Raw genomic sequence first — 24371 nt, 5'->3', positions numbered from 1 at the left:
CCACCCCGACGCCCGCCTCCTACGCGGCCCTCGCTCTCTTCGGCTTCGGCGCCTTCATCGTGGCATACGCGGCGCTGATCACGGGCCTCTGACACGACCCGTCAGCGTGTCCGAACGACCGTGTACCCGCGGTCCGTCAAGGCCTTGGACACGATCTCCCAGGTGATCTTCTCGGGGTCGAACTCCACGTAGCCCTTGTTGATGACGTAGTTGATGTTGATCTCCGCGATGCCCGGGATCTTGCGAAGTGCGCGACCCACGTCGATTGCGCAGCTGGCGCACTCGAGGCCGCGGATCGCGAAGACGATGCGCTGGGCGGACGCCATCGAACGGGACAACCCGCCCGCTCGATATGGGGTTTGGCGCGTTTCTCACCGGCAGAAGCACTCGACGAGCTCCCTCGTGGTCTGGGCGGCCTTGATCAGGACGGGCCGTTCGATGCCCGGGACACCGCAGGTCATGAAGACGGTCTCCGTCGTGGCCGTGGTGACCCGGGTGCGGTGGGAGTCGCGGTGGGGGTAGATGGCCACGAGACCTTCTGCATCCTCGCACATCACCTCGACGCCCTTCAGGACCGCTGGCGTCTCCATCCCGATGCCCAGGAATTCCTCGCCGGCGCGGGCCAGGCGCATCCGGATGTCGCCGTGGGCGTGGGCCCCGTCGAAGGCCGCAATCGCGATGCGCGTCTCCATGGACGCGAGGTTGTAGGCGTCCACGAGGGTATTGATCCGCGGCAGCTCCTTTCCCTGGAGGACGCGTCGAAGGAGCGCCTCGGACGCGGGTCGCGTCTTCGTAGGGTCGATCCCCACGCGCCAGTAGAAATCGCGGTAGGCCCGCAGCGTGGGTTCGTCCTTGAGCGTCTCGAGCCGGAGCTGCTCGCGGAACTCCCGCACGAGGACGGGCACGAACGCGTCGAGACGCGCGTCCCGTTCCCGGACGTGCAAGCCACCCACCTGGACGAGATGGGCGTCCAGCCCCGGGAAACGATCCCGCAGCCCCGGGTCCACGGTGAGTTGCACGCGGGGACATCGCCGGTAGGCGAGATAACGGGACCGCCTCGGCGTTATGTAGGCGGTCCGCCGTCCCGGGGCGGGGTCGCGATGCGACGCATCTCCTACCGGGAAGGCCAGATCTACGCGTTCACGCCCGATCTCGAGGCCCGGGTCTCCGTGCGGCCGGGCGAGACCTTCGCCGTCGAATGCGAGGATTCGTTCGGGGGCCAGATCCGGACCGAGGCGGACCTCCTGTCCAAAGTCGACCTGGACCACGTGAACGGCGCGACAGGCCCCATCGAGGTCTCCGGGGCCCAGCCGGGGGACGTGCTCCGGGTCTCCATCCTCGGGCTGAGGGTCGGCCCGGTGGGCTACGTGGGCATTGAACCCAAGCTCGGCGTGCTCGGGGACCGCGTGACGGAGGCCCGGACCCGCATGCTCCCCGTGCGGAACGGCGTCGCGCGCTTCTCGGACGACCTCCGCCTCCCGATCGCGCCCCACATCGGCACCATCGGCGTGGCCACCTCGGGGGAGCGGCTCTCCACGTTCTACCCCGGGGATCACGGCGGCAACCTGGACACCCGCGAAATCCGCGCGGGGAACGCGGTCTACCTGCCTGTGTTCCAGCCCGGCGCGATGCTCGCCCTCGGCGACATCCACGCCCTCATGGCGGACGGCGAGGTGTGCGTCACGGGAATCGAGATCGATGGACTCGCCCGGCTGCGCGTGGAGCTCCTGCCCGGTCTCGGCCTGAGACGCCCCGTCGTTGAGACGCGGGACGCATGGTGCGTTCTGGCGAGCGCCCCGGATCTCGACGAGGCCGCGAGGCTCGCGACCTCGGACGCCGTGGGCTTCCTGGCGCGCGGTCGCGGCATGACCTGGGAAGACGCCTACATGCTCGCGTCGCTGGTCGCGGACCTTCGGATCAGCCAGGACGTGGACCCTGACCGCACGTGCAAGGTCGTGATCCCGAAACGGTACCTCGCACGCCTCCCGGGGATGCCCGAGCCCCCGCCCCGCCGCGCCCAGGGGCGGCGGACGGGCAAGCGGTGAACCGAACCCGGTGTCGAACGGGAATGGCCCGAATGGACACTGCCGCCCACGAAGCGTCCACGGGTGTACGGAGACCGACGCCGCAAACCCGCAAACGGGATAAGGGGCTCCGCGTCGGGATGCACCATGTTCGCAGGCGGCTTCCTCCGCGCACGGCTCGTGCGTCGCATCGTGAGCTCCGTCGCCGCGCTCCTGACGTTCCTGGGCGGCATCCTGGTCCTCATCGCCTCCCTCGCCCTGGGGATCGCGTTCGGCCTCGTGGGGATTCTCCTGGGCCTCGGCGCGCTCCTGGGCGCCTGGTGGATGTACCGCGGCGGCCGGGCGCTCGTCTTCCCTCGCGCCCGTCTCTCCTTCGCGGGGTTCCTCGCCATCGCGGTGGGAGCGATCCTGTACGTGCTCGGTCACGGCGTCGACGCGCTGCTGGTGGTCGGCGGCGGCGTGATGTCGTGGGTGGCCACGGTCCTCTAGGCGAGCCCGCCGACCGCGGCAACGGGCGGCGTGCGGCCGCGCCACCCTTATCCCGTCCCAACCCTTGACGGGACCGGCCATGGCGTCCCCCGCGATCCCGGAGCATCGGCACGGGCTCTCGTTCCTGGCCACCCTGGCCTTCACGGCGGGCTTCTTCGGGGCGAGGATCTTTCACCTGACCTTCCCCGAGACGATGATCTTCTTCGGGGACATCCATTTCCACCACTTCTGGTACGGCCTCGCGATGATGGGCGTCTCCGGATGGCTGGGCATCGCGGTGAACGACCTGCGGTACAACCGCATCTACGCGCTCGTCTTCGGGCTCGGCGCCGGGTTCGTGGGGGACGAGGTGGGCCTCCTCCTCACGGGCGGCGACTACTACTCCGTGCTGACGTTTGATTTCTTCATCGTCGCGGTCGCCGCGATCATCCTCATCGCACTCCTCCTCCGGTACCGGAAGGAGATTGAGGCGGACATCCTGCGGGCCAGCCCGCGCGAGCGGCTCGTCCTCCTGGGAGTCTTTCTGGCGGGCTTCTCCACGATCCTCTTCGGCTACCCGTTCCTCGGGCTCCCGTTGCTCGTGGTCGGAGGACTCCTCGTCCTTTGGGGCTTGTTCCTCCGACACCGCTCGGGAGACGAGCGGTCCCCCGAGGCCCAACGCTAAAGGGCGGTCGACCCGCCGTCCACGGACAGGGCGGTCCCCGTCATGAAGGACGCCGCATCGCTCGCGAGGAAGAGGATGGAACCGGCGATCTCCTCCGAGGTGGCCGCGCGCTTCATGGGGATCGGGGCGACCAGACGCCGGTAGTACTCCTCGAAGCCGCGGCCCGACTCCGCGGCATCCTTCTCCATCATGGGCGTGCGGACCTCCCCCGGGCACACGACGTTCACGCGGACGCCGTCCTTGGCGTGGTCCAGGGCGACGGCCTTCGTGAAGAGGACCATGGCGCCCTTGGACGCGCAGTACACAGAGGAGCCTGCGGCGCCCACGAGGCCGCTGTCGGATGCCACGTTCACGATCGCCCCGCGCTTCCGCCTGACCATCCCGGGGAGCGCGAACTTCGTGCACAGGAAGGTTCCCTTCATGTTCACGTCCATGAGCTCGTCGTATTCGCGCTCCGAGATCGCCTCGACGGGCTTGCTGAGGTAGATGCCCGCGTTGTTTACGAGCACGTCCAGGGGGCCGAGTTTCTTCGCGGTCTCCGAGACCATCCGCTTCGCGTCCGCGGCCCTCCCCACGTCGCCGCGGATCGCCAGGACGGTACCGAACTTGGCGAGCTCCTTCTCCGCGCGCTCCAGCCGCGTCGCGTTCCGCCCCGAGATTGCGACCTTGGCTCCCTCGTCGAGGAACGCCCGCGCCGTCGCGTACCCGATACCCGAGGAGCCCCCGGTGACCAGGACGACGCGACCCTCGAACCGGCCCATCGCCGGGGTATCGCGAGAGCGGGATAAGCCTTCCACGGCGCCCGATTCCCGCCCCACAGGCGCGGACCGCGCGGCCGCCGACAAGGGAGGCGGCGCGTTGTCCCGTTGGAACGACAACAGCTTCAAGCGTCGTTCGATGGACGTGCAAGAAGCGTTTTGTAGGGTCCGCGCCCCAGGAAGGCACGAGGCGGACCGTGGAGCTTCAGTTCGTCACGGTGTCGGAAACGGGGGCCTCGGAACTCCTCCCCCTCCACTCGGAGACCGTGCGGGTCTTCCTGATCGTCAGGGAGAGCCGCGCGGACGGACGACCGGGGTCCCTGCACGCCAAACCCTCCCCTCTCCCGACCCTGGGGCCGACGGTCCGCCGTTCCTCGGGACGCGCCCATCCCCGGATCGCGTGACCCGCCGGGCCGTGGAGGGTGAGCACGGGCATCCGGCCGCGCCGCGGCGAAAATCTTAACCGGGACCGGTGCGCTGCCGGGGAGACGCGGGGGAGGGGAAGGCCCGCATGGAAGCTTCAACGGCAACGAAGAAACCGCACATGGGACGCCGTCGTCTCGTCGGATTGGGGCTAGGTCTCGGAACGCTCGCGGTAGGCCTGTTCGTCCTGGCCGACCAAGCCTGGGTGGGCGCCCAACTCCAGCCGTTCCTCGGATCCGCCCTCGGCGCGGGGAGCACCGCGACGGCGGGGCTGACGCCCTACGGTTCGCTCTCCTACGTGGTGTACGCGATCGGAATCGGGATCGTGATGTCCGGGGTCGGCCTGCTCCGTTCCATCTACCGGAGCTCCGTCTCCAGCTACGTGAGCGGCGGATCCGGAGCCATGGGGATGAACCCCGAGGCGCTCCAGAACATGATGAAGACGAGCATGGCCCAGATTTCCGCCCTCTCCACGACCGCCGTCGCGGCACCCAAGGAAACGGTCAAGGTGAAGTGCCGGAACTGCGGCTCTCTGGAACCCGAGGACGCTGCCTTCTGCCACAAGTGCGGGCAGGCGATCTGACCTCGCCGCGGCAACCGCAGGATACTTGGCGGCACACCCCATCCCCGGGCCCATGAGCACGCACCTGGAGGGCCGGGTGGCCCTCGTCACGGGGAGCACCGGGGAAGGCATGGGGCGCAGCACGGCCCTGACCCTGGCGCGGGACGGAGCCGACGTCGTCCTGAACACGGGCACGAACCGGCGCACCACGGAGGCCTCGAACCGGCGACTCCTCGGGGCGATGGAATCGCTCGGGTCCCGCGCCATCCTGATCCGGGCGGACACCACGGACGGGCACGCCGTCCGCGAGATGTTCCGCCGCGCCAAGCAGGAGCTGGGTCCTGTGGACGTCCTCGTGAACAACGCGGGCGGGCGCTGGGACCCCAAGCGGGACTTCACGAAGGTGGACGACGCGTTTTGGCAGGACGTCCTGCGCGCCGAAATCGACGGCATGTTCCACACGATCAAGACCGCCCTCCCGGACATGCGCCGGCGGAAATGGGGTCGAATCGTGAACCTGGGCATGGAGCGGTCCGAGGAGTTCATGGAGCCGCCGTACGATTACACGGTCGGGAAGATCGCCCGACACGGGCTCACGCGCATCCTGTCGGAGGTCGAGATGCCCCACGGGGTGACGATCAACGCGGTCGCGCCCGGCTACATCCCGACGCTCACGTTCGACCAGGCGCTCGCTGCGGTCCGTCACGGACCTGCATGGGCCGCTCGAAAGCACGGAACGCCTCAGGATGTCGCCGAGCTGGTCTCTTGGCTGTGCACGGACGAGGCACGGTTCGTCAAGGGGGCCATCGTCCCGATTCATGGGGCTCCGATGACGGACTGACCGGGGAGGCTTCGGCACCGGGTCACAGGGCATGGCTCGACGAGCGGTGGTGCGCAACACGTATAGCGTCGTTCTCGGATACGGCCCCCGGGGAGGAAGATGCCCAATCCACAGCCTAGCGGTGTTCCGGTTCCAGCCGGGTGGCCCAGTATCAGGATTACCTACGAGGCGATTACGAACAAGCTAAACACCGCGGGCACAATCGCGCAGAAGACGGCCGCGATCAACTACTGGAAGGCGCGGTTGGAGGAGGACCTGGGGCTCATTTCCCGCGGCAATCCCCCCGCGACGGCTCCCGCGAGCCCTCCCGCGCCATACTAGTCGGCCCGGGAACTCCGTAGACTGCGGGAGAAGGTCTCGGCCAGCTCACGCTCGGCCTCCGGGAGGATCGAGAGGCGAGCCTTCAGGTTGTGCCCCTCCAGGAACTCGCGGGACTCGCGCAGGTGCGCGTCGCCCTCGGCCCGCTGGCCCCACGCACGCAACGCGAGGCCGTAGTAGAAGTGGACGATGTGGAGGAGCAACGCTTCCTCGATCACGTCCCCGGATCCGGCGAGCCGGAGGGCCACGTCAAACGAGGTTCGTGCTCCCTCCATATCGCCCGAGAGGAAGAGTTCGATGGCCTGGAGCACATTGACCCGCACGGGACGGGCCCGGCGAGCGTCCGTCATCTCGGGTCCTTTGATCTGCTCCGCAATTCGATGGAACCGGTCGATATCCCCGGCTCGGAGGTCGCACTCGGCCACGAGCACGAGGGCTTCGAGCGCGTAGGCGGGGAATCCGAGCGCGAGAATCTCCCGTCCGTACGCCTCGAACTCGCGTCGCGCTTCCTCCTTGCCCTCGTAGTAGTGCAACAGCGTCATGCCGTACTGCGTGAAGGCGACCGAGGGAGCGTAGTGGAGCCTGCGGGCGAGGTCGGCCGCCTCCGTGAAGTAGCGCTCCGCGGCGGGGAAGTCCGCGCGGATGTCCAGGCTGAACCAGCCCTGGAGCATGCGGAAGGAGCGACACACCTGGGGGTCCGCGAGAACCTCCGGATCGGACTCGACCGCGGCGATGTGCCGGAGTCCGCGGTCCACGTCGCCCATGCATCCGGCGTACAGGTTCGCGAAGGCCATGTGGAGCTTCGCAACCAGGCCGCGGTCTCCCAGGTCCGTGGCGACCTGGAGTCCTTTCTCGAAGTACGCCTCCGCGGTCCGGAGGTGCGCGGGGTGCGAGTCCAATTCGATGTATCCGAGCTCGTAGAGGGTCCGGACGACCGCGGCGGTCTCGCGGAAGGTCGTGAACACGTCGAGCGCGGACAGCGCGGCCTCCCGGGCCTTCTCGGCGTCCTCCTGGCGACTCGCGACGCGGCTTTGGACCAGGTCCAACCATCCGCGCTCGACGGTCACGTTCTCCCCGAGGAGGCGCCGGCCGGTCTCGATCTCCTGCGTAGCGGCCGACATCTCTCCGCGGGCATCGAGGGCAGCTGCGATCTTCCGGTGGAGGCGGACCTGGGTCTCCGCAGAACGCGTGGCCCGCATGGCCTCCTTGTACGCGGTGAGGGTGGCGGGGAAATCCCCGATCTGGTCGTTCTCGTCGCCGAGGAGCTCGAGCAGCGCGACCCGTGCGTCCTCGTCGATGGGGAGCCGCAGGGCGTTCGAGAGGTAGTCGATGCAGCCGAGGTAGTCCCCGGATCCGTGGGCGTCCGAGGCAAGTCCGTGGAGCTGCCGCACGGCCAGGGTCCCGAGGCTCTGGACCTCGGAGGGCGTGAGGATGTCCGTGAAGAACTCGCGGATCGTCTCGTGCACGACGACCGCGTCGCGCCCCACGGATCGGAGCAGGGAGCGGTTCGTCAGGGAGAGCACGACGTCGTGCGTCACGGATGCATCCGAGAGCAGCGCCTTCCAGGGGACGGGCACGCGGTACAACGTGGCGGTCTTCAAGGCCAACCGCTCGGCCTCGGACAGGTCCGAGTAGACCTCCTCCTGCAGGAACTGGTGCATGTTGCGCAATGCGCCTTCGTGGACCGGAGTGCGCGAGCTCGAGCGAACGAGCTGGAGGAAGAGCGGGTGGCCACCGAGCCGTTGCCCCAGCTTCCCCACGGCCACGTCGAGATCGGGAGCTAGGAAGGCCGCGATGTCCTCGGCGGTCAAGCCCACCAGGTCGATTTCCCGGACGAGACCCGTGAGGGACACGTCGCGGCGGTCGTAGAAGGCCAAGGCGCGCCGGGTGAGGACCAAGGCACGGACGTCCGGCGCGTCCGCGATCGCGTCCTTGAGGAAGCGAAAGAGGGCGAGGACGTCGGCGTGGGCTCCGTGGGCATCGTCGAACACGAGGAAGGCCCGCGTTCCCGGGAGATCCTCCCGCAGGATGTCGGCCGCCGCGTCCACGTCGCCGCGGCCCAGGACCGCCCGAAGGCCGGGCTTCCCGACGGAGGCCAGGAAACTGCCGAGCGACGCCAGAACGGAGATCCGAGAGTCCCAGGACCGAACCGTGTGCCAGAATAGGTTGCACTGCCCGCGGAGCAGCTCGCAGGCACGGGCGGCCACGCTGGACTTGCCGATCCCCGCGACGCCCCGAACGACGAAGATTCTCGGGCCGGCCACGCCCGATGTGATCGCGTCCAGCTCCGTCCTCCGGCCGACGAACCGATCCAGGTGCGGCGCCTCCGCGGTCATCTCGACGAAGGGGGTCGTCGGGGCGGCCCGGAGCCCCTCCAGGTCCACCTTCCCGTCCTGCATGGACTGCCGGGCGAGTTCCAAGAGGGAAACCTTCCCTCCCAGGGACTCAAGGACTCGGCCCACGGTCTCCTCGTGGCCGCCCTGGGCGTCGACGACGGCCACGCTCTCCGCCTTCACGCGGTCCCGGAGGCGGTACGCCGCGTGCTGCCCCGCCTCCGTGAGGTCGTACACCTTGCGGCGCTGGCGGATGCCCTTCACATGGCAGGTGCGCTCCCGGACGAGCTCGTCGGCCAGGAGGGGGCGGAGGTACTGGCTCACGTGGCGGAGCTCGACCCAGGCCGCCGTGGCCACGCCCTCCTGGGTCATCTCCGCCGGCACCTCAAGCGCGTCCCGGAACGTCACGTAGCCCAGGAGATGGAGGAGGATGCGTTCCTTGGCCGTGAGGCGGACCCCGATGAGCTCCCTCGCAAAACCGGGCCAACGAGGTGTGGACCTAAGTAGGTTTTCCCCGCCCGGATAGGAGTCCCGTCGGGACTCCTGCGAGCCGCCTATGCCCCCGCAGGCCTTGGATCCCTTTCGGAGGCAAAAAATGCTGCCTGTAACGCAATCGAGTCTGGTGAGCCAGATGCACGTGACCACGCCGACCCGCGGAGTCACCGCCGAGCTGGCGCGGTACGTGCAGTCCGAGTACGGTGCGAACGCGGCCTACGCCCGCACGATGGTCGAGCGGGCGAGGAAGGTCGAATCGATCCGGATCCGAACGGGGCCTGCCGGCCTGGTGCGCCGGTTCCTCGCGACGGTCTCGGAGACGCTCGCGACGGCGCGGGCGAGCCCGGGAGGCGCGTGATGGCGTACGGATGCGCCAACTTCCCCATGTTCGCCCTGCGGCCCCGGAACGAGTACGCCTGCGTGGGGGCGCCCCCCGAGAAGGAGGTCGTCCCGGAGCCCCGCCGGAACGGGGCCGTGCTGGCGGCGATCGCGCGGGTCCTTCGCGAGGCCCTCACGGCCTCCGCGGGACCGGCCCACAAGGGGCTCATTCCCGAACTTGGAGGGAGGTGAAGACCACGTTCGCACTCCCCTGGGCCCTGGCCCTGTTCATCCGCGCCGCATTCATCGTGAAGGCGGCGTTCGTGATCAAGGCGGCCCTCCTGATCAAGGCAGCTTACGCCGTCCACTTCCTCTGAACGCGAAGGCTGCCGGGTGCCGGGGAATGGCTCCACGGAGGGATGCGGACCGCGTTCCCCGGCGCCTTCTTCTCCGGCGGTCTAGGGAGCCTGAAGGCGCTTCGTGACCGCCGCGCCGACGCTGTCCATGGTCGGCGGTCCCGGGAAGTCCCCCCAGACGACCGGGTGACCCGCCGTCTTCTCGAGCTCGCTCTGGACGATCCGCGCGAGACGCTCCGACTCGCCCTGGAGCAACGTCTCCACGTACCGGAAGACCACGGCCCCGCTCGCCGCGGACCGGGGGCTGTGGTGGAGCTTCCACATCTCGTCGCGGATGACCCCGTGGGCCACGAGCAGAGGATCGCGGTCCTTGTCACCGAGGATCACGACGCCGTACGTCTCCGGGCTGCGGACGACCTCCGCGTAGACAAAGGGCAGCCACGGCGACGCGATCCAGGAAGGTGCGCCATCGGCCGGGGGGGATGCCATAGGCTTCGCGGACGATACTCAGAAGCGTGGATAGTCTTAAAGGGTGTGGCCGAAATGTTCTATTTTGCCCCGGACATACCCCGCCCGAGGCAACCCCTTGGTCCGCCGCTACGTCCGGAAACGCACGTTCACGACCCGCGACCGGGTCCTGATCCACCTGTCCACGGACGCCCTGCGTCCCGAGGAGCAGACCCAGGAGGGGATCGCCGCCGCCACGCGGTCCGGGCGGAGCACGCTGACGAAATGGCTCGACCGGTTGGAGCGGCGCGGTCTCGTGACCCGGGACCGGATCCGGCTTCCCGGGCATCCCTTGCCGAAGTATGCGTACCGGCTCCGCGAAGCGGGGTGGCGGACGGCAAGCGCCCTCCGCCAGGAGCTCACTTCCCAGGTCGTCACGGTCCGCGTGCCCAGCCTCGGCGAACTCTCCGTCCGCATCTCCGAGGTGCCGAACCTCGCATCGGCGCAGCTCGACCTGACAGCTGCGCTCGCCTCGGTCCGCAAGGGGCGGCTGGACCTTGGGAAGGCCCCTGTCTCCGGGAAAAGCCGCGGGCCTGTGGTTTGGGGAAGTGGGCTCCGTCGCGTGGACCGGTTTTTCGGGAGGGAAGCCGAGTTCCGGGACCTGGACGCATGGTGGGCTACCGGTTCCCGCATGCTCTTGGTCACGGGACTCGCGGGGATCGGGAAGAGCGCCCTCGTGGCCACATGGGCCCAAGGGCGGGGGCTAGGGGTGCCTGTGTATGGGTTCGAGGCACACCGCTCGTCGACGCCCGCGGGCCTCTTGAGCGATTTCGGTGCGTTCCTCGCGGCGCTCGGGAAGCCCACCCTGGCGGCCCATCTCTCCCAGGGAGTCCCCCTGGACCCCGCGTTCATCGCACGCGTCCTCAAGCGGGACCTAGATGAAGGGCCGATCCTCGTGGTCCTCGACAACGCGGATCAGGCATCGAGGGACCTGGCGAGACTGATTTCGAGCCTGTTCGCTGGCACAAACGCACAATTCGCTTGTCGTGTCATCCTCATAGGCCGCCGATTCCCGAAGTGGCTGAGCCACCGAAGCCGACGAACTTCATTGCTCGACGCACGCCAAGTGCAGGGTCTCGATTCGAGCGCCTCGAGGACTCTCCTTCGGTCCCGCGGCCTCGGTCCGGAGTCCAACCTCGCAGATGAAATCATCCGCAAGACGCGTGGGCATCCACTCCTGCTGCATCTCGCGGCCTCGACGGGGACCGGTCGGGGTTCAGTGGTGCAACGGTATCTACGGGATGAGGTCTGGGATTCCCTGTCCACAAAGGACCGGTCGGTCTTGGAGGCCGCCTCGATCTTTCGAAGGGCGGTAAACGAACGCACTCTGGAGGATGTGGCTTCGGCGGACCCCAGAACCCTGGGAAACCTCGCGGAACGGAGCCTACTCGAGCGGACAGTCGCCGGCGGATTTGAGATGCATGATCTCGTTCGCGAGTTCGTCGGGAGCCAGATTTCGGACGCCAAACGGCGGAGGCTCCACTCGCGCGCGGCATCCACCCTGCTTCGGGCCTCAGACCCCCGCGAAAGATGGGAGGGGGTGTATCACCTTCTCGAAGCGGGAAAGGCGCTGGAAGCGGCAGCGTTGTTGGACGCAGAGGATGGATCTCTGCTTGACTCTGTGGCTGCAGAGGAAATATCTGGCCTCGCGCGCGGCCTGACTCTCGACGAAAGCAATCCCACCGCATTCTGTATCTTTGCGGAGGTGCTCGGGGACAGCCTCCGCATCCGTGGGCATGTGGGACCCGCTCTGTTCCAGTACGGACATGCAGAGAAGCTGGCCGAGAGCTCTGAGCTGCGCACACGGGTACCCAGAATCCTGCGCAAGATGGCCTTTCTCGAGCGTTGCCGGAATCGGTACTCCACAGCTCTGGGGTACCTGGTGGAGGCTCGGGCCCGCCTACTTCAGGAGAGAAACCCCGTTGAGATGGCGGAAGTGCTTCGTGAGATGGCCCTTGCGGAGCAGGCGCTCGGGAACCTGGGCCAGGCGGCCAACCATCTCGATGAAGCGGTCGATCTTGCTACGGACCTGCCGGATCGCGCGGCTCTCTCGAGGACGCTACTCGCGCTCGGCAGCCTCCAAACGCGACAAGGCGCTCAGGAAAGGGGGCTCGAGTTGACACTAGAGGGCTTGCGAGTGGCAGAACGCTCGGCCAACCTCACGGCGGTCGCCCGTGCGCACATCGTTGTCGGCACCACGCTTGAGGAGATCGGAAACCTGGAGGAAAGCCTCGCCCATTATGAGAAGGGCGGGGAAATCGCGCGACTCCTTGGCAACTTGCGTCTTACAGCCTATGCCGCCCTTGGCCGGACTGGAGCTCTCATCGAGCTCAGGCGATTCCACGAAGCAGGAAATCTTGTTCAGGAAGCAGGGGGGTATTTTGAGACCCTCGAAGAGAAGGACACCCTGGCCTTGCTGAAGACATACGAGGGACAACGACAGATGGGGCTTGGACACTGGGCTCGGGCGAGGATCGCTTGGGAGGCGGGGCTCGCCTCGCTGCGGCGCTACGGAGGCCCCGCAGATCTCGCCCTGGCGCTTCGGCAAATTGGCGAGTTCTACATGCGCAACGGCGACGTCAGCCAAGCTACGACCCACCTGCTCGAAGCAGTGGTCCTTTCAAAAAGGATCGGCAACATGAAACTCAATCGAGAGGCCGAGGCGTTGCTCGTCGACATCGAGAGCCGCCAGGGATTGCGCGCCTCGTCCTAGTTCGGTGGCTTAGGCACAATGTTGGCGCAGGGCATGGAATTGCCCACCTCCGGCATCCGGAATCGCCGGAGGGGGGCATTAGTCCGTTGTGGGATTTGTTCCGTTTCGCCCCGGGCCGCCGCGGTCCTATTTCTTGCGGCCTATCTTGCCCTTCTTGCCCTTCGCCCGTCCGCTCGTCTTCCGTCCGCGGCGCGCGGCTTGACGTGCGCGGGCGCGGCGCCGCTCGGCGAGGTCCGGGGTGTTGCTCTGGAACAGGGCCAGGACGATCCCGGTCGGCTCCTCAAACGAGGCCCACCAGCCCACGCCGGGGATCTCCATCTTGGGCTGGAGGACGCGGCCCCCTGCCTCCTGGATCTTCTTCACGTCGGCGTCGATGTCGTGGGACATGAGGTAGTTCAGGAGGCCAGGGTGCTGGTTCTCCATAGGGCTCATGAGGCCGCCGTGAGGCGGACTAGGTGCTTGGTACGTGTGGTAGTTCATCTCCGGGATGGACTCGAAATCCCACTCGAAGACGTCCTCGAAGAACTTCTTCGTCCTCGCCGGATCGGTCGAGGCGATCTCGATGTGCACGAAGCTGCCGGGTTTCGGTTCCGCCAAGGTTCTCCTTCCTCCCCACCGGGGGCACCCGCATGTGCGGGCAGGGTATTTCCGCGTTGCCCCGGGAGAGCGGTGAAAGTGCTTGGCCCGAGCCTTCGCAGGGCTCAGACCGACTCGAGGAGGTGCCCCGCGCAATTCCGTCCCCGCGGCACCCACCGGAACGTGACCGGGAGGCCCGTGGCGAGCCGCCGGGCCTCGGCGTGCAACGCCACGAGATGAGGCTCTCGGACGCGGTACCGGCCCTGCATCTGGTAGATGACGAGCTGGGAGTCGCCGGCCACGACCCAGCGAGTTGAGCCATTCCCAGGAACGAACCCATGAAGCCGCTGCAGGAGCAGGATCAGGGCCTGGTATTCCGCGATGTTGTTGCTCCGGGGCGGACCGCGCGACGAGGGTAGGTCCGGGATCTCGTGGACATGCTCCTCGTCCCCGATCACGTACGCGACCCACATGGGCCCTTTGCGCGTGAACTGGTTCCCCTTGCAGGCGCCGTCGAAGAAACATTCGATGGTCCTCCGGGCGGGCATCGGCATTACCCCGTGCGCTACAGGTGCTCCTGCCGTCGGAAGAACTCGTCGATCTGCCCGGGCAGGATGAACAGGATCGGGAAGAGGACGAAGATCCCCAGGCTGATGTAGGCGTCCACGAAGGTGAACAGGATCGCGATCAGGGAGACGCACGGTCCCAGGAGGATCCGGCGGCGGCCGGAGCGGATGATGTTCGCGTCCAGGTCCGCGTCCACGAGGTGGTGGTGGACCGTGGCGTACCAGAACGCCGCGTACAGGAACGCCTGGACCGCCATCAGGTTGAGGCCGTAGGCGACCAGCGTGGCCTGGACGAGGTCGTGCCGGCCGAGGAGCGCGGTGGTGAGCGGGAGGAGGCCGATGAACAGGAGGAACCCGTTGTTCAGCCAGATCAGGGTGCGGTCCGTGCGGCGGATGTAGTGGAACACGACGTGGTGGCCGACCCAGAACACGCCCATGATCACGAAGCTCAGGGCGTAGACGAGGACCCCGGGCAGGAGTTCGGCCAGGGACGGGAGCGGCTGGTTCGCGGGCCCGGTCACGTACGGGACGATCAGGCTGAGGCCGAGGATCGTCATCACCGTGCCGAAGATGCCGTCCGTCAGGGACTCGACGCGCTGCTTCCCCAGTCCGGCTACGGACCCCGCCCGCGAGCTCATGGTGGACGAATGCCTACACAATCGGCGGGCTATAAGTCACGGCCGTCCGCCCCTGCGGGGCGATCACTCCTTGCGGGCTTCCTTCGCCTTCGGCCGGAGCTCCGTGCTCCCGCACTTCCGGCAGCGCGTGGCCCGCGGCGCGTTCCGCGCGTAGCACTGCATGCAGATCATCTTGTGCAACAGCCGACGCTCGGCTTCCGGGAAGCGGGCCATGGTGGCCCGCCGGAAGACCCGGTGGTTTATGAAGGCTTCGGGGGCCGAGCCTGCCCCGAGTAGCTTCTTGCCCGCGACAACCTTACCGCAAGGGATGGCGAGCACGCCCCTGCAGTTTCGCGACGCGAGCGAGTGGCGGAGGTGGCTTGAGGTCCATCATGCCACGGAGGCGGAGGCCCTCCTGTTCCTCTCCAAGAAGTCCGCCCCCGATGGCCTTCACTACATCGAAGCGCTCGAGGAAGCGCTGTGCTTCGGCTGGATCGACGGCAAATTGCGGGCTCACGATGCCCGGCGGTTCGTCCAGCGATTCACCCCTCGGAGGCCAGACAGCATCTGGTCCGTGTCCAACCGCGACCGCGTCGAGCGGCTCACCCGCGAGGGTCGTGTGGCGCCCGCGGGTGTCGCCGTCGTCGAGGCGGCCAAAGCCCTGGGTGCGTGGGCCCAAGCAGTCCAACCCAGTCGCGTCCCGCCCATGCCGTCGGATCTGAGGGCAGCGCTGCGGGCGAACCCCAAAGCTTGGGCGAACTTCCGAGCGTGGGGCAACTCGTACCGGAATGCGTGCATCCACTGGGTCACGGACGCCAAGCGGGCCGAGACGCGGGAGCGGCACATCCGTCGCATCGTCCAGCGCGCCGCGCAGAACCGGCGTCCGGGGATCGAAGGATTCTAGTCACACGCCCGCTCGGCCCCACCTCAGGATCGTCACGGCGAGCGCCTTCGCCACGGCCACGAGTTCGTCGACCGTCGCGTGCTCGTCCGCCTTGTGGATCGTTGCGACGGAGGGTCCTATGGAGACCGTGGGGACGTGCGAGTAGTTGACCAGGTGGACCATGTCCGTGAGGCTCCCGCATCCGATGAGCTGCGGCGGGATCCCGAGATCGGCCAAGGCCGCGGAGGCGGTCCGGACGATTGCCTCGTCCTCCCGCACCTCGCCTCCGTACAGCCAGCCGCCCGCGTCGAGGACCGCCGGGTGCTCCCGCATCCACGGGTCCGCGGCGGCGATACGGTCCAAGGCGGCCTGGATCTGGCCCCGCATGTCCTTCGTCGAGGGCACGAAATCCGACGTGAACGTGATCTCGACCCGTTCCGGGTACATGACCTCCCATTCGCCCCCGCGGATCATCGTGGGGACGATCACGTCGGGGTCCAGGTACCTGTGGCGCTTCGCCGGCGACGCCTTCCACTCCGCGTTCAGCGCCTCGAGCCCTCGGAGGACCTCCACGGCCTTGTCGATCGCGTTGACGGCGCCCCCTTGCTCCCACGCCGGCTGGGCCATCTCCGAGTGTCCGGCGCGGCCCGTGACCACGATCTTGCCGCTGAACGAACCGCGTGCGGCCACGAGGACGTGGAGATCCGTGGGCTCCGGGATGATGGCGGCATCGGCACGTAGGCCGCGTGCACAGCAGGCGAGCGTGCCCATCGAGGTCTGCTCCTCGTCGGGGACCGACTCGAACAGGAGCGGCATGGGGAGATCGACACCCGCGGCCTCGATGCACTCGAGTGCATGGAGCATTGCGGCGAAGCCGCCCTTCATGTCGCACGCACCGCGGCCGAACACCTTCCCGTCCGCGACCACGCCTTCGAAGGGAGGTTGGCTCCAGTTCTCGAGCACGCCCGCGGGGACGACGTCGTAGTGTGCGTTGAGCAGGAGCGACCGCCCGCGGCCTTCGCGCCGCCCCACGAGGACGGGCATGTCGCGCAGGTCGCGGTCCGGCACCACGCCGGAGCCGGGGAATCTCGGGAGGGATGCGGCATCCGCATCCCATGTTTCCACTCTGAATCCCAGGGCCGCGATCCGTTTCGCGACGAATGCCTGGAGGTTCACGTAGTCCGGGCCACTCGCCCGCTCGCCCATGAGGGGGGTCACGGTCCGGAACCGCAGCAGGTGCACGAGGAGGTCGACCAGCTCCGACCTGCGATCGTCAATCGCCGCGAGGACCCGTCGCTCCTCCGCCGTCAGCACGAGGACTCCCTCAGGCCACGGGACCGGTCTCCTCGCATAAGGCGTGTTGGTCCCATCCTCCGCCCGAGTGCCTTCGGGTGGCGGGACGATTGCGGAGTTGTGGGCACACGTTGATACTCTCGGGTCCGATGCCTCCCGCCGGTCGGGGGACAGCCATGCCGAAGGCGGACGTGAAAGGATCGGGGACGAAGGAGAAACCGTGGATTCTCAAGACTCCGAGCGGGCAATCGGAGTTCCAAGCGTACCAGGACAACTCCGCGAATCCGCCTGCCCTCGTGATTCGGGCGGGATCCACGGAGCTGCGGTACCAGCTGTGTTGCATCGAGGACCTGCACGAGATGCTCAAGGAGCACGGCGACTGGATGCCCCTGGGCAGCGCGGACGAGCAGAAGCCCGCCCCTGAGGGGACCGTCGAGGCTTGGGCACGATCTCCGAAGAACCCCGTCCGCGGCTGGTACGGGCTCAAGAAGGGATTCCGCGGCCGGTTCGGGAACTACGTACCTCCGGTCATGGAGGCACTGGGCATGGCGGAGGTCGAGCACAACGCCCGGAACAACCGGATGCGCGCGATCTGAGGCCATCCGAAACCGCAAGTCGTGGCGTACGGAGGCGCATCCGGGCGCCGCAAGGGGTGGAGACGCTCGCACTGTCACGGCTCGCCCTCGCCGTCGCGGACCCAGCCCGCGGGGGAGACCGTCCGCGAAATCGCCCGCGAGGTGGAGCGTCTCCTACGAGCCTGGGCGAGGCGAGGAGCGGCCCGATCGCACCATGGTCAGGAGCATCTTGAATCGGGTCGCCGCGCGGACCGCGTGGGGCTTGCCGGCCGGGAGCAGGATCGCCTCGCCGGACGCCACGCGGTTCTCGACTCCGGCGACGGTCACGAGGGCCTCCCCCTCGAGGACGTGCAGCAGGGCGTTGTAGGGAGCCGTGTGCTCGCTCAGCCCCTGGCCTTGATCGAAGGCGAACAACGTGACCGTGCCCGCCCGGTCGTCGACCAGAGTGCGGCTGACCACGGAGCCCTCTTGGTATACGACGAGGGAGACAAGATTCACCTTCTGGCCCTGCGGCAGCCCGCCGCTCGACGTCCTCGGTTTCTCGCTCATGGCACGGCCTCCTCCAGGGATTCCCTGGCGGTGCATCCAAGAAGGACGGTCGACGACTTAAACCCGGATTCCCTTCCCCGAACCGGGGCCCATGTCCGAGAGGACCAACGTCGCGTTGATCCGCCACCTGTACGCGGAGATCGACAAGGGCAACGAGGCAATCCTCGACAAGGTGTTCGCGCCCGACTACGTCGAACACGACCCGTCGTCCACGCCGGGGTCGCCTCCAAGCCTCGTGGGACTCAAGCAGGAGTTCCAGCGCTTCGCCGCGGCGTTCGCGGAGTCGGAGCACGTGATCGACGACATCTTCGCCGCCGGGGACCGCGTCGTCGTGCGGATCACGGGACGCGGGATCCACCGCGGCGAGTACCTGGGCGTGCCTCCCACCGGGAAGCGGGTGAGCATGAGCGGGATCGCGATCTACCGGATCGCCCACGGCAAGATCGTCGAGGAGTGGAACCAGGTGGACCGGCTCGACTTCCACCGCCAGCTCGGCCTCGTCCGCTAGGCCGGGGCCGCCTACTCCGTGGGCCGGCCGTCGTAGTCCTCCTCGGATTCTTCCCTTAGCCGCAGGCGCCGTCCGTGGGCATGGGCGTTCCTCACCCGGGGTGCAGCGACGCGAGCCCGGGATTCGAGATCAAGCCGGGGCGATGGCGACCGCGTCGACCTCGATGAGGAAGTCCTCGCGGACGAGGCGGCGTATCTCGACCGCCGTGCTCGCCGGAGGATGCTTGGTGTCCACGAACTGATCCCGGACCTCCCGGACGACCGCGATCTGGGAGGCGTCCACGAGGTAGTACGTGAGCTTGACGACATGGGCGAAGTCCGTGCCCGCCGCCTGCAACCCCGCCTGGATGTTCTTGAACACCTGGCGGGCCTGCGCCGCCAGATCGTTCGGGCCGACGAGTTTGCCCGCGGCTTCGAGCGCCACCTGTCCCGAGAGGAAGAGGATCCTTCCCCCGGTGGCCTCTGCGACGTGGGAATAGCCGGCCGGCGGAGACAGCGTCGGTGGGTTCAGGAACCGGAGGCTGGGTGGGGGGCGAGGCAAGGTACCGTCCCGCCGACCTATCCCGCGGCACCTAATGGCCCTTTGGCCGCCGGGCGCGGGCTCCCGCTACCTCCGCCGGTACAGGGGCAGGCCGCGGTAGGACCGCGCTCTCCGGCTCAGTACCGCGGCGGGTTCGGCGGCGGGTTCTGCGCCTGCTGGTACAGGTCCCGCATCATCGCGTCGTACTGGTCCTTCGTGATCTCGCCGCGGGCGTAGCGCTCGCGGAGGATATGGTACGCCTCGTTCTCCCGGCCGTACCCGTACCCGTAGTGGCGGTAGTACCCCCACCGGGGTCCCCAGAAGGCGAACCGAAGCAGGCCGAAGAACAGGAAGAACCCGAAGAAGATCCAGATCCACCCGAACGGGAACCAGTACACGAACGGTCCGGTGCCCGCCACGCCGGGTGCGTAGGTGAACATGTAGTAAATCATGGCCACCACGAACACCGCGAAGATCACCAGGAAACCGAGCCGAATCCAATGCCCAGGATGCCACCTGCGTTCGTCGTACATCGTACGTCCTCCGTCACGTCTTGGTCAACGCGGACAGACGGTCCGCCAAACCCTTGATGCGATCCCGGTTCCGGTCGATCCCGGACGGGTCGCTGCGGCCGACGTCCTCCAGGTAGGAGACGTAGCCGCCCATGTCGTTCAGCACACCGTCCACGCCGGGCGCCTGCGCCCCTCGCATTCCCCAGGGACCCCACGGGCCCCAGGGCATCTCCATGCTCTGCTGCCCCGTGGCCGTGAGCTCGTACCGCCCGTCCGCGCGCTTCGCGGCCAGGCCCTCCTGGACGAGCGAGTCCAGGAGCGGGTAGATGGAACCCGGGGACGGACGCCACCAGCCCTGGCTCATCTCCTCGATCGCGTTCATGATCTCCGCGCCGTTCTTGGGTCCGCGGGCGAGCAGGGAGAGGACCCACATCCTCAGTCCGCGGCGACGATGCATGCCCCACATGGTCCGTGCCTCGTATCGATTTGCCGATATCGGAATACCGATATAAGAACTTGCGCCGGGGGAGCCCGCGGTGGCCGCCTCCGCGAGTCGGGGGAAGGCTTACCCGACGGCCCCCGATTCGTGCAGCCATGAAGCTCCCGCGCCTCGACCCGGAGACACGGCGTTTCTACGACCGGATTCTCCCCGCGGATGGCAGGATCCAGACGCGGTCGATGTTCGGCGGTCTCGGGAGCTTTGTGAACGGGAACATGTTCGCCGGCGCCCTGGGGAAGAAGGTGTTCCTCAAGCTCCCGGAACCCGAACTGAGGACGCTCCTCAAGGAGCGCGGCGGCGGTCCCTTCGAACCCGTGACGGGGCACGCCATGGCCGGGTATGCAACCCTGCCCGAATCCTGGATGAAGGATGTGTCCCGTGCCAAGGAGTGGGCGCGGAAAGCCTTCGTGCACGTGGGTTCGATGCCTCCGAAGAAGGGCAAGAAGTCGTAGCTCGCGGACCTTTCACGCGGTCCCAGGCTTCCGCGCGACCACGGACTCCCGCTTGAAGCCGCGCTCGATCCCGGAGAGCACGTACCCGTGTTCCGCAAGCCACGACCGGATCAGGTCCTTGTGCAGAATCTCCTCGTAGACGAGGGCGCCGCCGGGGCGGATCACGCGGTTGATCTCCGCCAGGGCGTGCGGCACCTCTCCCGACTCGTGGTGGTTCGGGGTGGCGTGGTGGATCGAGACGACCGCGAGGACCGCGTCGAAGGAACCGTCGGGGAACGGGAGGTGGAGCATGTCGGCCTCGCGCAGCTCCAGGGCTGCGGGTAGACCGCCCTGGTAACGGTCCGCGAGATGCCTCCGGGCGGCCTCGAGCTGGCGGGGATCGAGGTCCGTGGCCACGTACCGCGCAGGATGGAAACCGTCGACGACCCGCGCCGCGAGGTCCCCGTTCCCGCATCCGATCTCCAGGAGACTGGCACCCGCCGGGAAGGAGACGCTCCTCTGAATCCAGGCGTGAATCCGCGCGCTCCGCCGCGCGTTGAACCGGTTCACGAAGAACCGCGACACGCGATTCATCTCCGCCACGTCGATCGCTGCTCCTTGGTCGGGAGGAGAGCGGTCCTGGTACTTGCCTCATCCGGACAGATGTGACCACCAACCGCTGGGCTCTCCGAGAACCCCCTGCCCGAGGCAGTCCGACGAAATCTGCCCCGTGCCGCGGTCCCTGAAATCCGGCGAGAGAACGCGCCATACCATTAAGGCGCCCGCCACGGATGAGATGCGGAGGGGGTGTCGCAGATGACTGTGAAGCGAGAACTCGTTGTGGTGGGCGTCGGAATCGTGATCATCGACATCCTGATCTGGTGGTTCGGGGTGGGAGGCAGCATCTCCCTGGCATGGTCGCTCGGGAGCATGGGCATTATCACGCTCCTCGGAATGCTCCTCCTGGGATACGTGGCGAAGGGAGCCTTCGAGAGGGACGGAATCCAGCTCGCAATCCTCGCGTCCGTCCTCGCGGTGTACTTCGGTATGGCACCGGTCCTCGTCTTCGTGGGAGTCGGCACCGCGAGCAAGGATTTGGCGACCACGTTCATCGGGAACCTCACCAGCGTCGTCGAAGTGGTCATTGGGTTCTACGCAGGCACCGCCGTGGCGGACCACGCCGTGAGGACCTGGGGCCGCGTCCGGGCACCGGACCCGGATCGGGCGAAACTCATCGACTAGAGGCGAGCAGAACTAACTTGGATTCGCCGGCGCAAAACTCAAGCGGACGTCCCGGTTGGAGTGGGAGGAATCCATCGACTCCAGGAGTTCTGGGCAGGATGAGCGGGTCCCTCGCGCCAATTCAGAAGCCAATGGAGAGCGCGGACATCCCCATCCGCACCCTGGGCCGCACGGGAGAGCGCGTGTCCGCGATCGGACTCGGCGGATGGCACATCGGCGCGCCGACGGTCGCCGAAGCGGAGGCCATTCGAATCATCCGCACCGCAATCGACCGGGGCATCACCTTCCTCGACAACTCGTGGGACTACAACGACGGCGCGAGCGAGATCCGGATGGGAAAGGCGCTCCGGGACGGATACCGCGAACGCGTCTTCCTGATGACCAAGATCGACGGGCAAACCAGAACGTCCGCGGCGGGCCAGATCGAGGAGTGCCTGCGGAGGCTCCAGACGGACGTGATCGACCTGCTCCAGTTCCACGAGATCATCCGTCCCGAGGACCCCGAGCGGATCTTCGCCCCTGGTGGCGCGCTCGAGGCCGCGCTCGAAGCCAAGGACGCGGGCCAGATCCGCTACCTCGGCTTCACGGGCCACAAGAGCCCGGCCATCCACCTCAAGATGCTCGCGATCGCCAAGGAGCACGGTTTCCGGTTCGACACGGTCCAGATGCCGCTGAACGTGCTGGACGCCCACTTCGACAGCTTCGAGAAGCGCGTCCTGCCCGTCCTGGTCCGGGAACACATCGGCGTCCTGGGGATGAAGCCCCTGGGAGACCGCCAGGTCCTCGAGACGAAGACCGTGACACCAATCGAGGCCCTGCAGTACGCGTTGAACCTCCCCACGAGCGTCGTGATCACGGGGTGCGATTCGATGACGATCCTGGAACAGGCCATCCGAGCCGCGACGACCTTCCGGCCGATGAACGCGGCCGAGGTCGCGGCGATCATGAAGCGGACCGCGGCCTCCGCCGCGAACGGCCGATTCGAGCGGTACAAGACGACGAACGACTTCGACTCCACGATCGCGTTCCCGCAGTGGCTCGGGTGAAGGAAGAACCGCGGCCGCAGGCCTGCTGCAGGCGTGGCCTCGAACGGCGCAGGACTCGGAAGGCGAGAAGGGCCGAGAGGCGCTCCGCGAACTCCGCGTTGCGTGGGACCGCGTGGTCGTCATGGAGAAGGCGCCCCTGGGCATCGAGTCCGCGAAGGCTGCCGGGCTCCGCGTTATCGCGGTGCCGACGACCAACACCTGCGAGAGCCTCACCGCCGCGGACGTCATCGTCCCCGACACCGCGGGTGTGGCGCAGGCCCTCGGCGTCCCACCTTGGGGAAAGCGTAAGTAACGCCGGCGTCGTGCGCGGCGCGGAGGCGGACGCATGGCCAAGGTGAAGAGCGGGGGCGTGACGATCTATTACGACGTCCGCGGCAAGGGACCCCCTCTCCTCTTCCACACGGGCGCCGGAGGCTCCGGCCGCATCTGGGAGCTCGCGGGCTACGTCGACGCGCTCAAGGGGTTCCGGATCATCCTGATGGACCCACGGGGGCGCGGCAGGAGCGGGCATCCGACCGGAGTCGAGGACCATCGGATGCCCTGCTTCGTCTCCGACGTCGCCGCGGTCCTCGACGACCTCGGCGTGGAGTCCACGGCCTTCTGGGGATACTCCAACGGCGTGATGGTCGGCATGGCCTTCGGTGCCGCGCACCCGGAACGGTTGCGGGCCCTCGTCGGGACGGGGAGCCTGGTCGACCAGAATTACACGGAGCTGCCGCCGATCGCGGACCCGCAGGCGTTCATCCGGGAGAACGTCGCGAAGCGCGGCGTCGCGCAGGACGTCGACCGCCACATGAAGGAGGGCAACGACCGATTCCCCAACCTGATCGACGCGAACGTGCGCGAGGGCGACCCGCTCATGTACGCACTCGACCGCATCGCCTGGCGGTCGTGGCAGGGTCCGAAGAGCCTGTACGCGACGTTCGGAATCCCGCTCCTCATGCTGACGGGGGAGCGGGAGGACGTCGAGCACCGGACGGAGACGGCGCTCGCCTCGCTGCCGAAGGGGCGCGGCGTGCGCATTCCCGGAACGGGCCATCTCTCCGCGTTCGCGCGGAGCGACCTGAGCGTGCCGCACGCGATCCCGTTCCTCCGGGAGCACGTGGGATAGGCGTCTGGCGGCTCAGCGGTACAGGTCCGTGCTCAGGTACCGCAGACCCGAGTCGACCATGAGCGTGACCACGGTGGCGTCGGGACCGAGGCGTTCCGCGACCTTCAACGCCGCGACCACGTTGGCCCCGGACGACGTCCCGGCGAAGAGCCCTTCCTCCCGCGCAAGGCGGCGGGCCATCGCCTTCGCGTCCGCGGTGGGCACGGGGATAATCTCGTCCACCTCGTGCGGCTCCCAGAGTGGCGGCACGAACCCGATCCCGATCCCCTCGATCTGGTGGGAGCCCGACGCTCCTCCGGAGAGGACCGCGGATTCGGCGGGCTCGACCGCGGTCACGTGGAGCTTGGCCCTGTGCGTTCGAAGCGCCTTGGACGCCCCGTGGAGCGAGTGGGCCGTGCCCACGGCCTGGACGAACGCGTCCACGCGCCCGTCCGTCTGCCGCCAGATCTCCTCGCCGAGCGGGTAGTAGCCCGCGATCGCGTCGCGGTTCGTGAGCTGGTCCGACCACCAGTGGCCCGGACGTTCCGCGATGCGCTTCGAGGTCGCGATCATCTCCTTGATCAGCGCCTCGTTGATCCGCTTCCGGTCGCTCTTCACGTCCGTGATCTCCGCGCCGAACGCCTGCATCGTGAAGCGCTTCTCG

At 67.7% G+C, this 24371-nt stretch carries 34 protein-coding genes; 18 read left to right on the top strand and 16 right to left on the bottom strand.

What is annotated here, in order from left to right; translation table 11 throughout:
* Positions 1-101 precede the first annotated feature (101 nt).
* A complete protein-coding gene (locus VEY12_03265) occupies positions 102-326 on the bottom strand; it encodes a heavy metal-associated domain-containing protein (GenBank protein ID HYM39154.1) in 225 nt (74 codons plus the stop codon).
* A gap of 45 nt (positions 327-371) precedes the next feature.
* Positions 372-1019 (bottom strand): phenylalanine--tRNA ligase beta subunit-related protein, encoded by a 648-nt coding sequence (locus VEY12_03260; GenBank protein HYM39153.1) that lies wholly within the window; start codon positions 1017-1019, stop codon positions 372-374.
* 81 nt (positions 1020-1100) lie between these two features.
* Between VEY12_03260 and VEY12_03255 the strand changes: the two genes are divergently transcribed.
* From VEY12_03255 to VEY12_03245, 3 genes are all read left to right on the top strand, one after another.
* The gene (locus VEY12_03255) at positions 1101-2045 is read left to right on the top strand and encodes an acetamidase/formamidase family protein (GenBank protein ID HYM39152.1); all 945 of its coding nucleotides are present in this window, start codon (positions 1101-1103) and stop codon (positions 2043-2045) included.
* Between the two features lie 126 nt (positions 2046-2171).
* Entirely contained in the window at positions 2172-2513 is a 342-nt protein-coding gene (locus tag VEY12_03250; GenBank protein ID HYM39151.1) for a hypothetical protein, read from the top strand.
* Between the two features lie 79 nt (positions 2514-2592).
* Positions 2593-3177, top strand: coding sequence for a hypothetical protein (locus VEY12_03245; GenBank protein ID HYM39150.1), 585 nt, complete (start codon positions 2593-2595; stop codon positions 3175-3177).
* On the opposite strand, the gene VEY12_03240 is transcribed toward VEY12_03245, so the two are convergent.
* The gene (locus VEY12_03240; protein HYM39149.1) at positions 3174-3938 is read right to left on the bottom strand and encodes an SDR family NAD(P)-dependent oxidoreductase; all 765 of its coding nucleotides are present in this window, start codon (positions 3936-3938) and stop codon (positions 3174-3176) included. The two genes, VEY12_03245 and VEY12_03240, sit on opposite strands and share 4 nt — an antisense overlap.
* Positions 3939-4132: 194 nt before the next feature.
* On the opposite strand from VEY12_03240, the gene VEY12_03235 reads away from it, so the two are divergent.
* The 3 genes from VEY12_03235 to VEY12_03225 all read left to right on the top strand — a co-directional run bounded on the left by VEY12_03235 (position 4133) and on the right by VEY12_03225 (position 5761).
* Positions 4133-4339 (top strand): hypothetical protein, encoded by a 207-nt coding sequence (locus VEY12_03235; protein HYM39148.1) that lies wholly within the window; start codon positions 4133-4135, stop codon positions 4337-4339.
* A 107-nt stretch (positions 4340-4446) separates the two neighbouring features.
* Positions 4447-4941 (top strand): zinc ribbon domain-containing protein, encoded by a 495-nt coding sequence (locus tag VEY12_03230; protein HYM39147.1) that lies wholly within the window; start codon positions 4447-4449, stop codon positions 4939-4941.
* A gap of 52 nt (positions 4942-4993) precedes the next feature.
* Complete coding sequence (locus VEY12_03225) at positions 4994-5761, top strand: SDR family oxidoreductase (GenBank protein HYM39146.1); 768 nt, start codon at positions 4994-4996, stop codon at positions 5759-5761.
* 317 nt (positions 5762-6078) lie between these two features.
* Here the strand turns inward: VEY12_03225 and VEY12_03220 are convergent, their stop codons facing one another.
* A complete protein-coding gene (locus VEY12_03220) occupies positions 6079-8820 on the bottom strand; it encodes a hypothetical protein (protein HYM39145.1) in 2742 nt (913 codons plus the stop codon).
* Positions 8821-9007: 187 nt separating this feature from the next.
* On the opposite strand from VEY12_03220, the gene VEY12_03215 reads away from it, so the two are divergent.
* The 3 genes from VEY12_03215 to VEY12_03205 are packed head-to-tail and all read left to right on the top strand — an operon-like array spanning position 9008 to position 9602.
* On the top strand, positions 9008-9265 hold the full coding sequence (locus tag VEY12_03215) for a hypothetical protein (GenBank protein ID HYM39144.1): 258 nt from the start codon (positions 9008-9010) through the stop codon (positions 9263-9265).
* Positions 9265-9477 (top strand): hypothetical protein, encoded by a 213-nt coding sequence (locus VEY12_03210; GenBank protein ID HYM39143.1) that lies wholly within the window; start codon positions 9265-9267, stop codon positions 9475-9477. The genes VEY12_03215 and VEY12_03210 overlap by 1 nt, the downstream gene beginning before the upstream one ends.
* Positions 9474-9602 carry a hypothetical protein gene (locus VEY12_03205; GenBank protein HYM39142.1) on the top strand — a complete coding sequence of 43 codons (129 nt, stop codon included), beginning with the start codon at positions 9474-9476 and terminating at the stop codon, positions 9600-9602. Before VEY12_03210 ends, VEY12_03205 begins: the two co-directional genes overlap by 4 nt.
* An 81-nt stretch (positions 9603-9683) precedes the next feature.
* Here VEY12_03205 and VEY12_03200 read toward each other — a convergent pair whose 3' ends face one another.
* On the bottom strand, positions 9684-10070 hold the full coding sequence (locus tag VEY12_03200) for a hypothetical protein (protein ID HYM39141.1): 387 nt from the start codon (positions 10068-10070) through the stop codon (positions 9684-9686).
* Between the two features lie 97 nt (positions 10071-10167).
* Between VEY12_03200 and VEY12_03195 the strand changes: the two genes are divergently transcribed.
* Positions 10168-12801: an AAA family ATPase gene (locus tag VEY12_03195; protein HYM39140.1), complete on the top strand. Its 2634-nt coding sequence runs from the start codon at positions 10168-10170 to the stop codon at positions 12799-12801.
* Positions 12802-12927: 126 nt separating this feature from the next.
* On the opposite strand, the gene VEY12_03190 is transcribed toward VEY12_03195, so the two are convergent.
* The 4 genes from VEY12_03190 to VEY12_03175 all read right to left on the bottom strand — a co-directional run bounded on the left by VEY12_03190 (position 12928) and on the right by VEY12_03175 (position 14794).
* Positions 12928-13398: a VOC family protein gene (locus VEY12_03190; protein HYM39139.1), complete on the bottom strand. Its 471-nt coding sequence runs from the start codon at positions 13396-13398 to the stop codon at positions 12928-12930.
* A 104-nt stretch (positions 13399-13502) separates the two neighbouring features.
* Positions 13503-13925 (bottom strand): ribonuclease HI family protein, encoded by a 423-nt coding sequence (locus VEY12_03185; GenBank protein HYM39138.1) that lies wholly within the window; start codon positions 13923-13925, stop codon positions 13503-13505.
* A 17-nt stretch (positions 13926-13942) separates the two neighbouring features.
* Positions 13943-14581, bottom strand: coding sequence for a TMEM175 family protein (locus VEY12_03180; GenBank protein HYM39137.1), 639 nt, complete (start codon positions 14579-14581; stop codon positions 13943-13945).
* Between the two features lie 63 nt (positions 14582-14644).
* Positions 14645-14794, bottom strand: a complete 150-nt coding sequence (locus tag VEY12_03175; protein ID HYM39136.1) for a 50S ribosomal protein L40e — start codon at positions 14792-14794, stop codon at positions 14645-14647.
* A gap of 94 nt (positions 14795-14888) precedes the next feature.
* Here VEY12_03175 and VEY12_03170 point away from each other — a divergent pair, with 94 nt between their 5' ends.
* Complete coding sequence (locus VEY12_03170; GenBank protein ID HYM39135.1) at positions 14889-15464, top strand: YdeI/OmpD-associated family protein; 576 nt, start codon at positions 14889-14891, stop codon at positions 15462-15464.
* Here VEY12_03170 and VEY12_03165 read toward each other — a convergent pair whose 3' ends face one another.
* Complete coding sequence (locus VEY12_03165) at positions 15465-16757, bottom strand: ArgE/DapE family deacylase (protein ID HYM39134.1); 1293 nt, start codon at positions 16755-16757, stop codon at positions 15465-15467.
* Positions 16758-16912: 155 nt separating this feature from the next.
* Between VEY12_03165 and VEY12_03160 the strand changes: the two genes are divergently transcribed.
* Positions 16913-17332 carry a hypothetical protein gene (locus VEY12_03160; GenBank protein HYM39133.1) on the top strand — a complete coding sequence of 140 codons (420 nt, stop codon included), beginning with the start codon at positions 16913-16915 and terminating at the stop codon, positions 17330-17332.
* Positions 17333-17485: 153 nt separating this feature from the next.
* Here the strand turns inward: VEY12_03160 and VEY12_03155 are convergent, their stop codons facing one another.
* On the bottom strand, positions 17486-17860 hold the full coding sequence (locus tag VEY12_03155) for a cupin domain-containing protein (protein ID HYM39132.1): 375 nt from the start codon (positions 17858-17860) through the stop codon (positions 17486-17488).
* Positions 17861-17951: 91 nt separating this feature from the next.
* On the opposite strand from VEY12_03155, the gene VEY12_03150 reads away from it, so the two are divergent.
* Positions 17952-18368 (top strand): ester cyclase, encoded by a 417-nt coding sequence (locus VEY12_03150; protein HYM39131.1) that lies wholly within the window; start codon positions 17952-17954, stop codon positions 18366-18368.
* 129 nt (positions 18369-18497) lie between these two features.
* Here VEY12_03150 and VEY12_03145 read toward each other — a convergent pair whose 3' ends face one another.
* The 3 genes from VEY12_03145 to VEY12_03135 all read right to left on the bottom strand — a co-directional run bounded on the left by VEY12_03145 (position 18498) and on the right by VEY12_03135 (position 19865).
* Positions 18498-18908 (bottom strand): RidA family protein, encoded by a 411-nt coding sequence (locus VEY12_03145; GenBank protein ID HYM39130.1) that lies wholly within the window; start codon positions 18906-18908, stop codon positions 18498-18500.
* Between the two features lie 116 nt (positions 18909-19024).
* Positions 19025-19420, bottom strand: a complete 396-nt coding sequence (locus VEY12_03140; protein HYM39129.1) for an SHOCT domain-containing protein — start codon at positions 19418-19420, stop codon at positions 19025-19027.
* 13 nt (positions 19421-19433) lie between these two features.
* Positions 19434-19865, bottom strand: a complete 432-nt coding sequence (locus VEY12_03135; GenBank protein ID HYM39128.1) for a PadR family transcriptional regulator — start codon at positions 19863-19865, stop codon at positions 19434-19436.
* A gap of 128 nt (positions 19866-19993) precedes the next feature.
* On the opposite strand from VEY12_03135, the gene VEY12_03130 reads away from it, so the two are divergent.
* A complete protein-coding gene (locus tag VEY12_03130) occupies positions 19994-20350 on the top strand; it encodes a TfoX/Sxy family protein (GenBank protein ID HYM39127.1) in 357 nt (118 codons plus the stop codon).
* Between the two features lie 12 nt (positions 20351-20362).
* Here VEY12_03130 and VEY12_03125 read toward each other — a convergent pair whose 3' ends face one another.
* Positions 20363-20923 carry a class I SAM-dependent methyltransferase gene (locus tag VEY12_03125; protein ID HYM39126.1) on the bottom strand — a complete coding sequence of 187 codons (561 nt, stop codon included), beginning with the start codon at positions 20921-20923 and terminating at the stop codon, positions 20363-20365.
* Positions 20924-21145: 222 nt separating this feature from the next.
* On the opposite strand from VEY12_03125, the gene VEY12_03120 reads away from it, so the two are divergent.
* The 4 genes from VEY12_03120 (at position 21146) to VEY12_03105 (ending at position 23728) form a co-directional block, all read left to right on the top strand.
* Positions 21146-21571: a hypothetical protein gene (locus VEY12_03120; protein ID HYM39125.1), complete on the top strand. Its 426-nt coding sequence runs from the start codon at positions 21146-21148 to the stop codon at positions 21569-21571.
* A gap of 98 nt (positions 21572-21669) precedes the next feature.
* The gene (locus VEY12_03115; protein HYM39124.1) at positions 21670-22617 is read left to right on the top strand and encodes an aldo/keto reductase; all 948 of its coding nucleotides are present in this window, start codon (positions 21670-21672) and stop codon (positions 22615-22617) included.
* 112 nt (positions 22618-22729) lie between these two features.
* Positions 22730-22909, top strand: coding sequence for a hypothetical protein (locus VEY12_03110; protein ID HYM39123.1), 180 nt, complete (start codon positions 22730-22732; stop codon positions 22907-22909).
* Between the two features lie 33 nt (positions 22910-22942).
* Complete coding sequence (locus tag VEY12_03105; GenBank protein ID HYM39122.1) at positions 22943-23728, top strand: alpha/beta fold hydrolase; 786 nt, start codon at positions 22943-22945, stop codon at positions 23726-23728.
* A gap of 12 nt (positions 23729-23740) precedes the next feature.
* Here the strand turns inward: VEY12_03105 and VEY12_03100 are convergent.
* The coding region (locus tag VEY12_03100) for a pyridoxal-phosphate dependent enzyme (protein HYM39121.1) at positions 23741-24371 on the bottom strand (631 nt) is incomplete at its 5' end.

This window comes from Thermoplasmata archaeon (assembly GCA_035632695.1).
Lineage (GTDB): Archaea > Thermoplasmatota > Thermoplasmata > RBG-16-68-12 > RBG-16-68-12 > RBG-16-68-12.
Note: the sequence above shows the minus strand (reverse complement) of the source record. Positions and strands in the feature narration are given on the sequence as shown.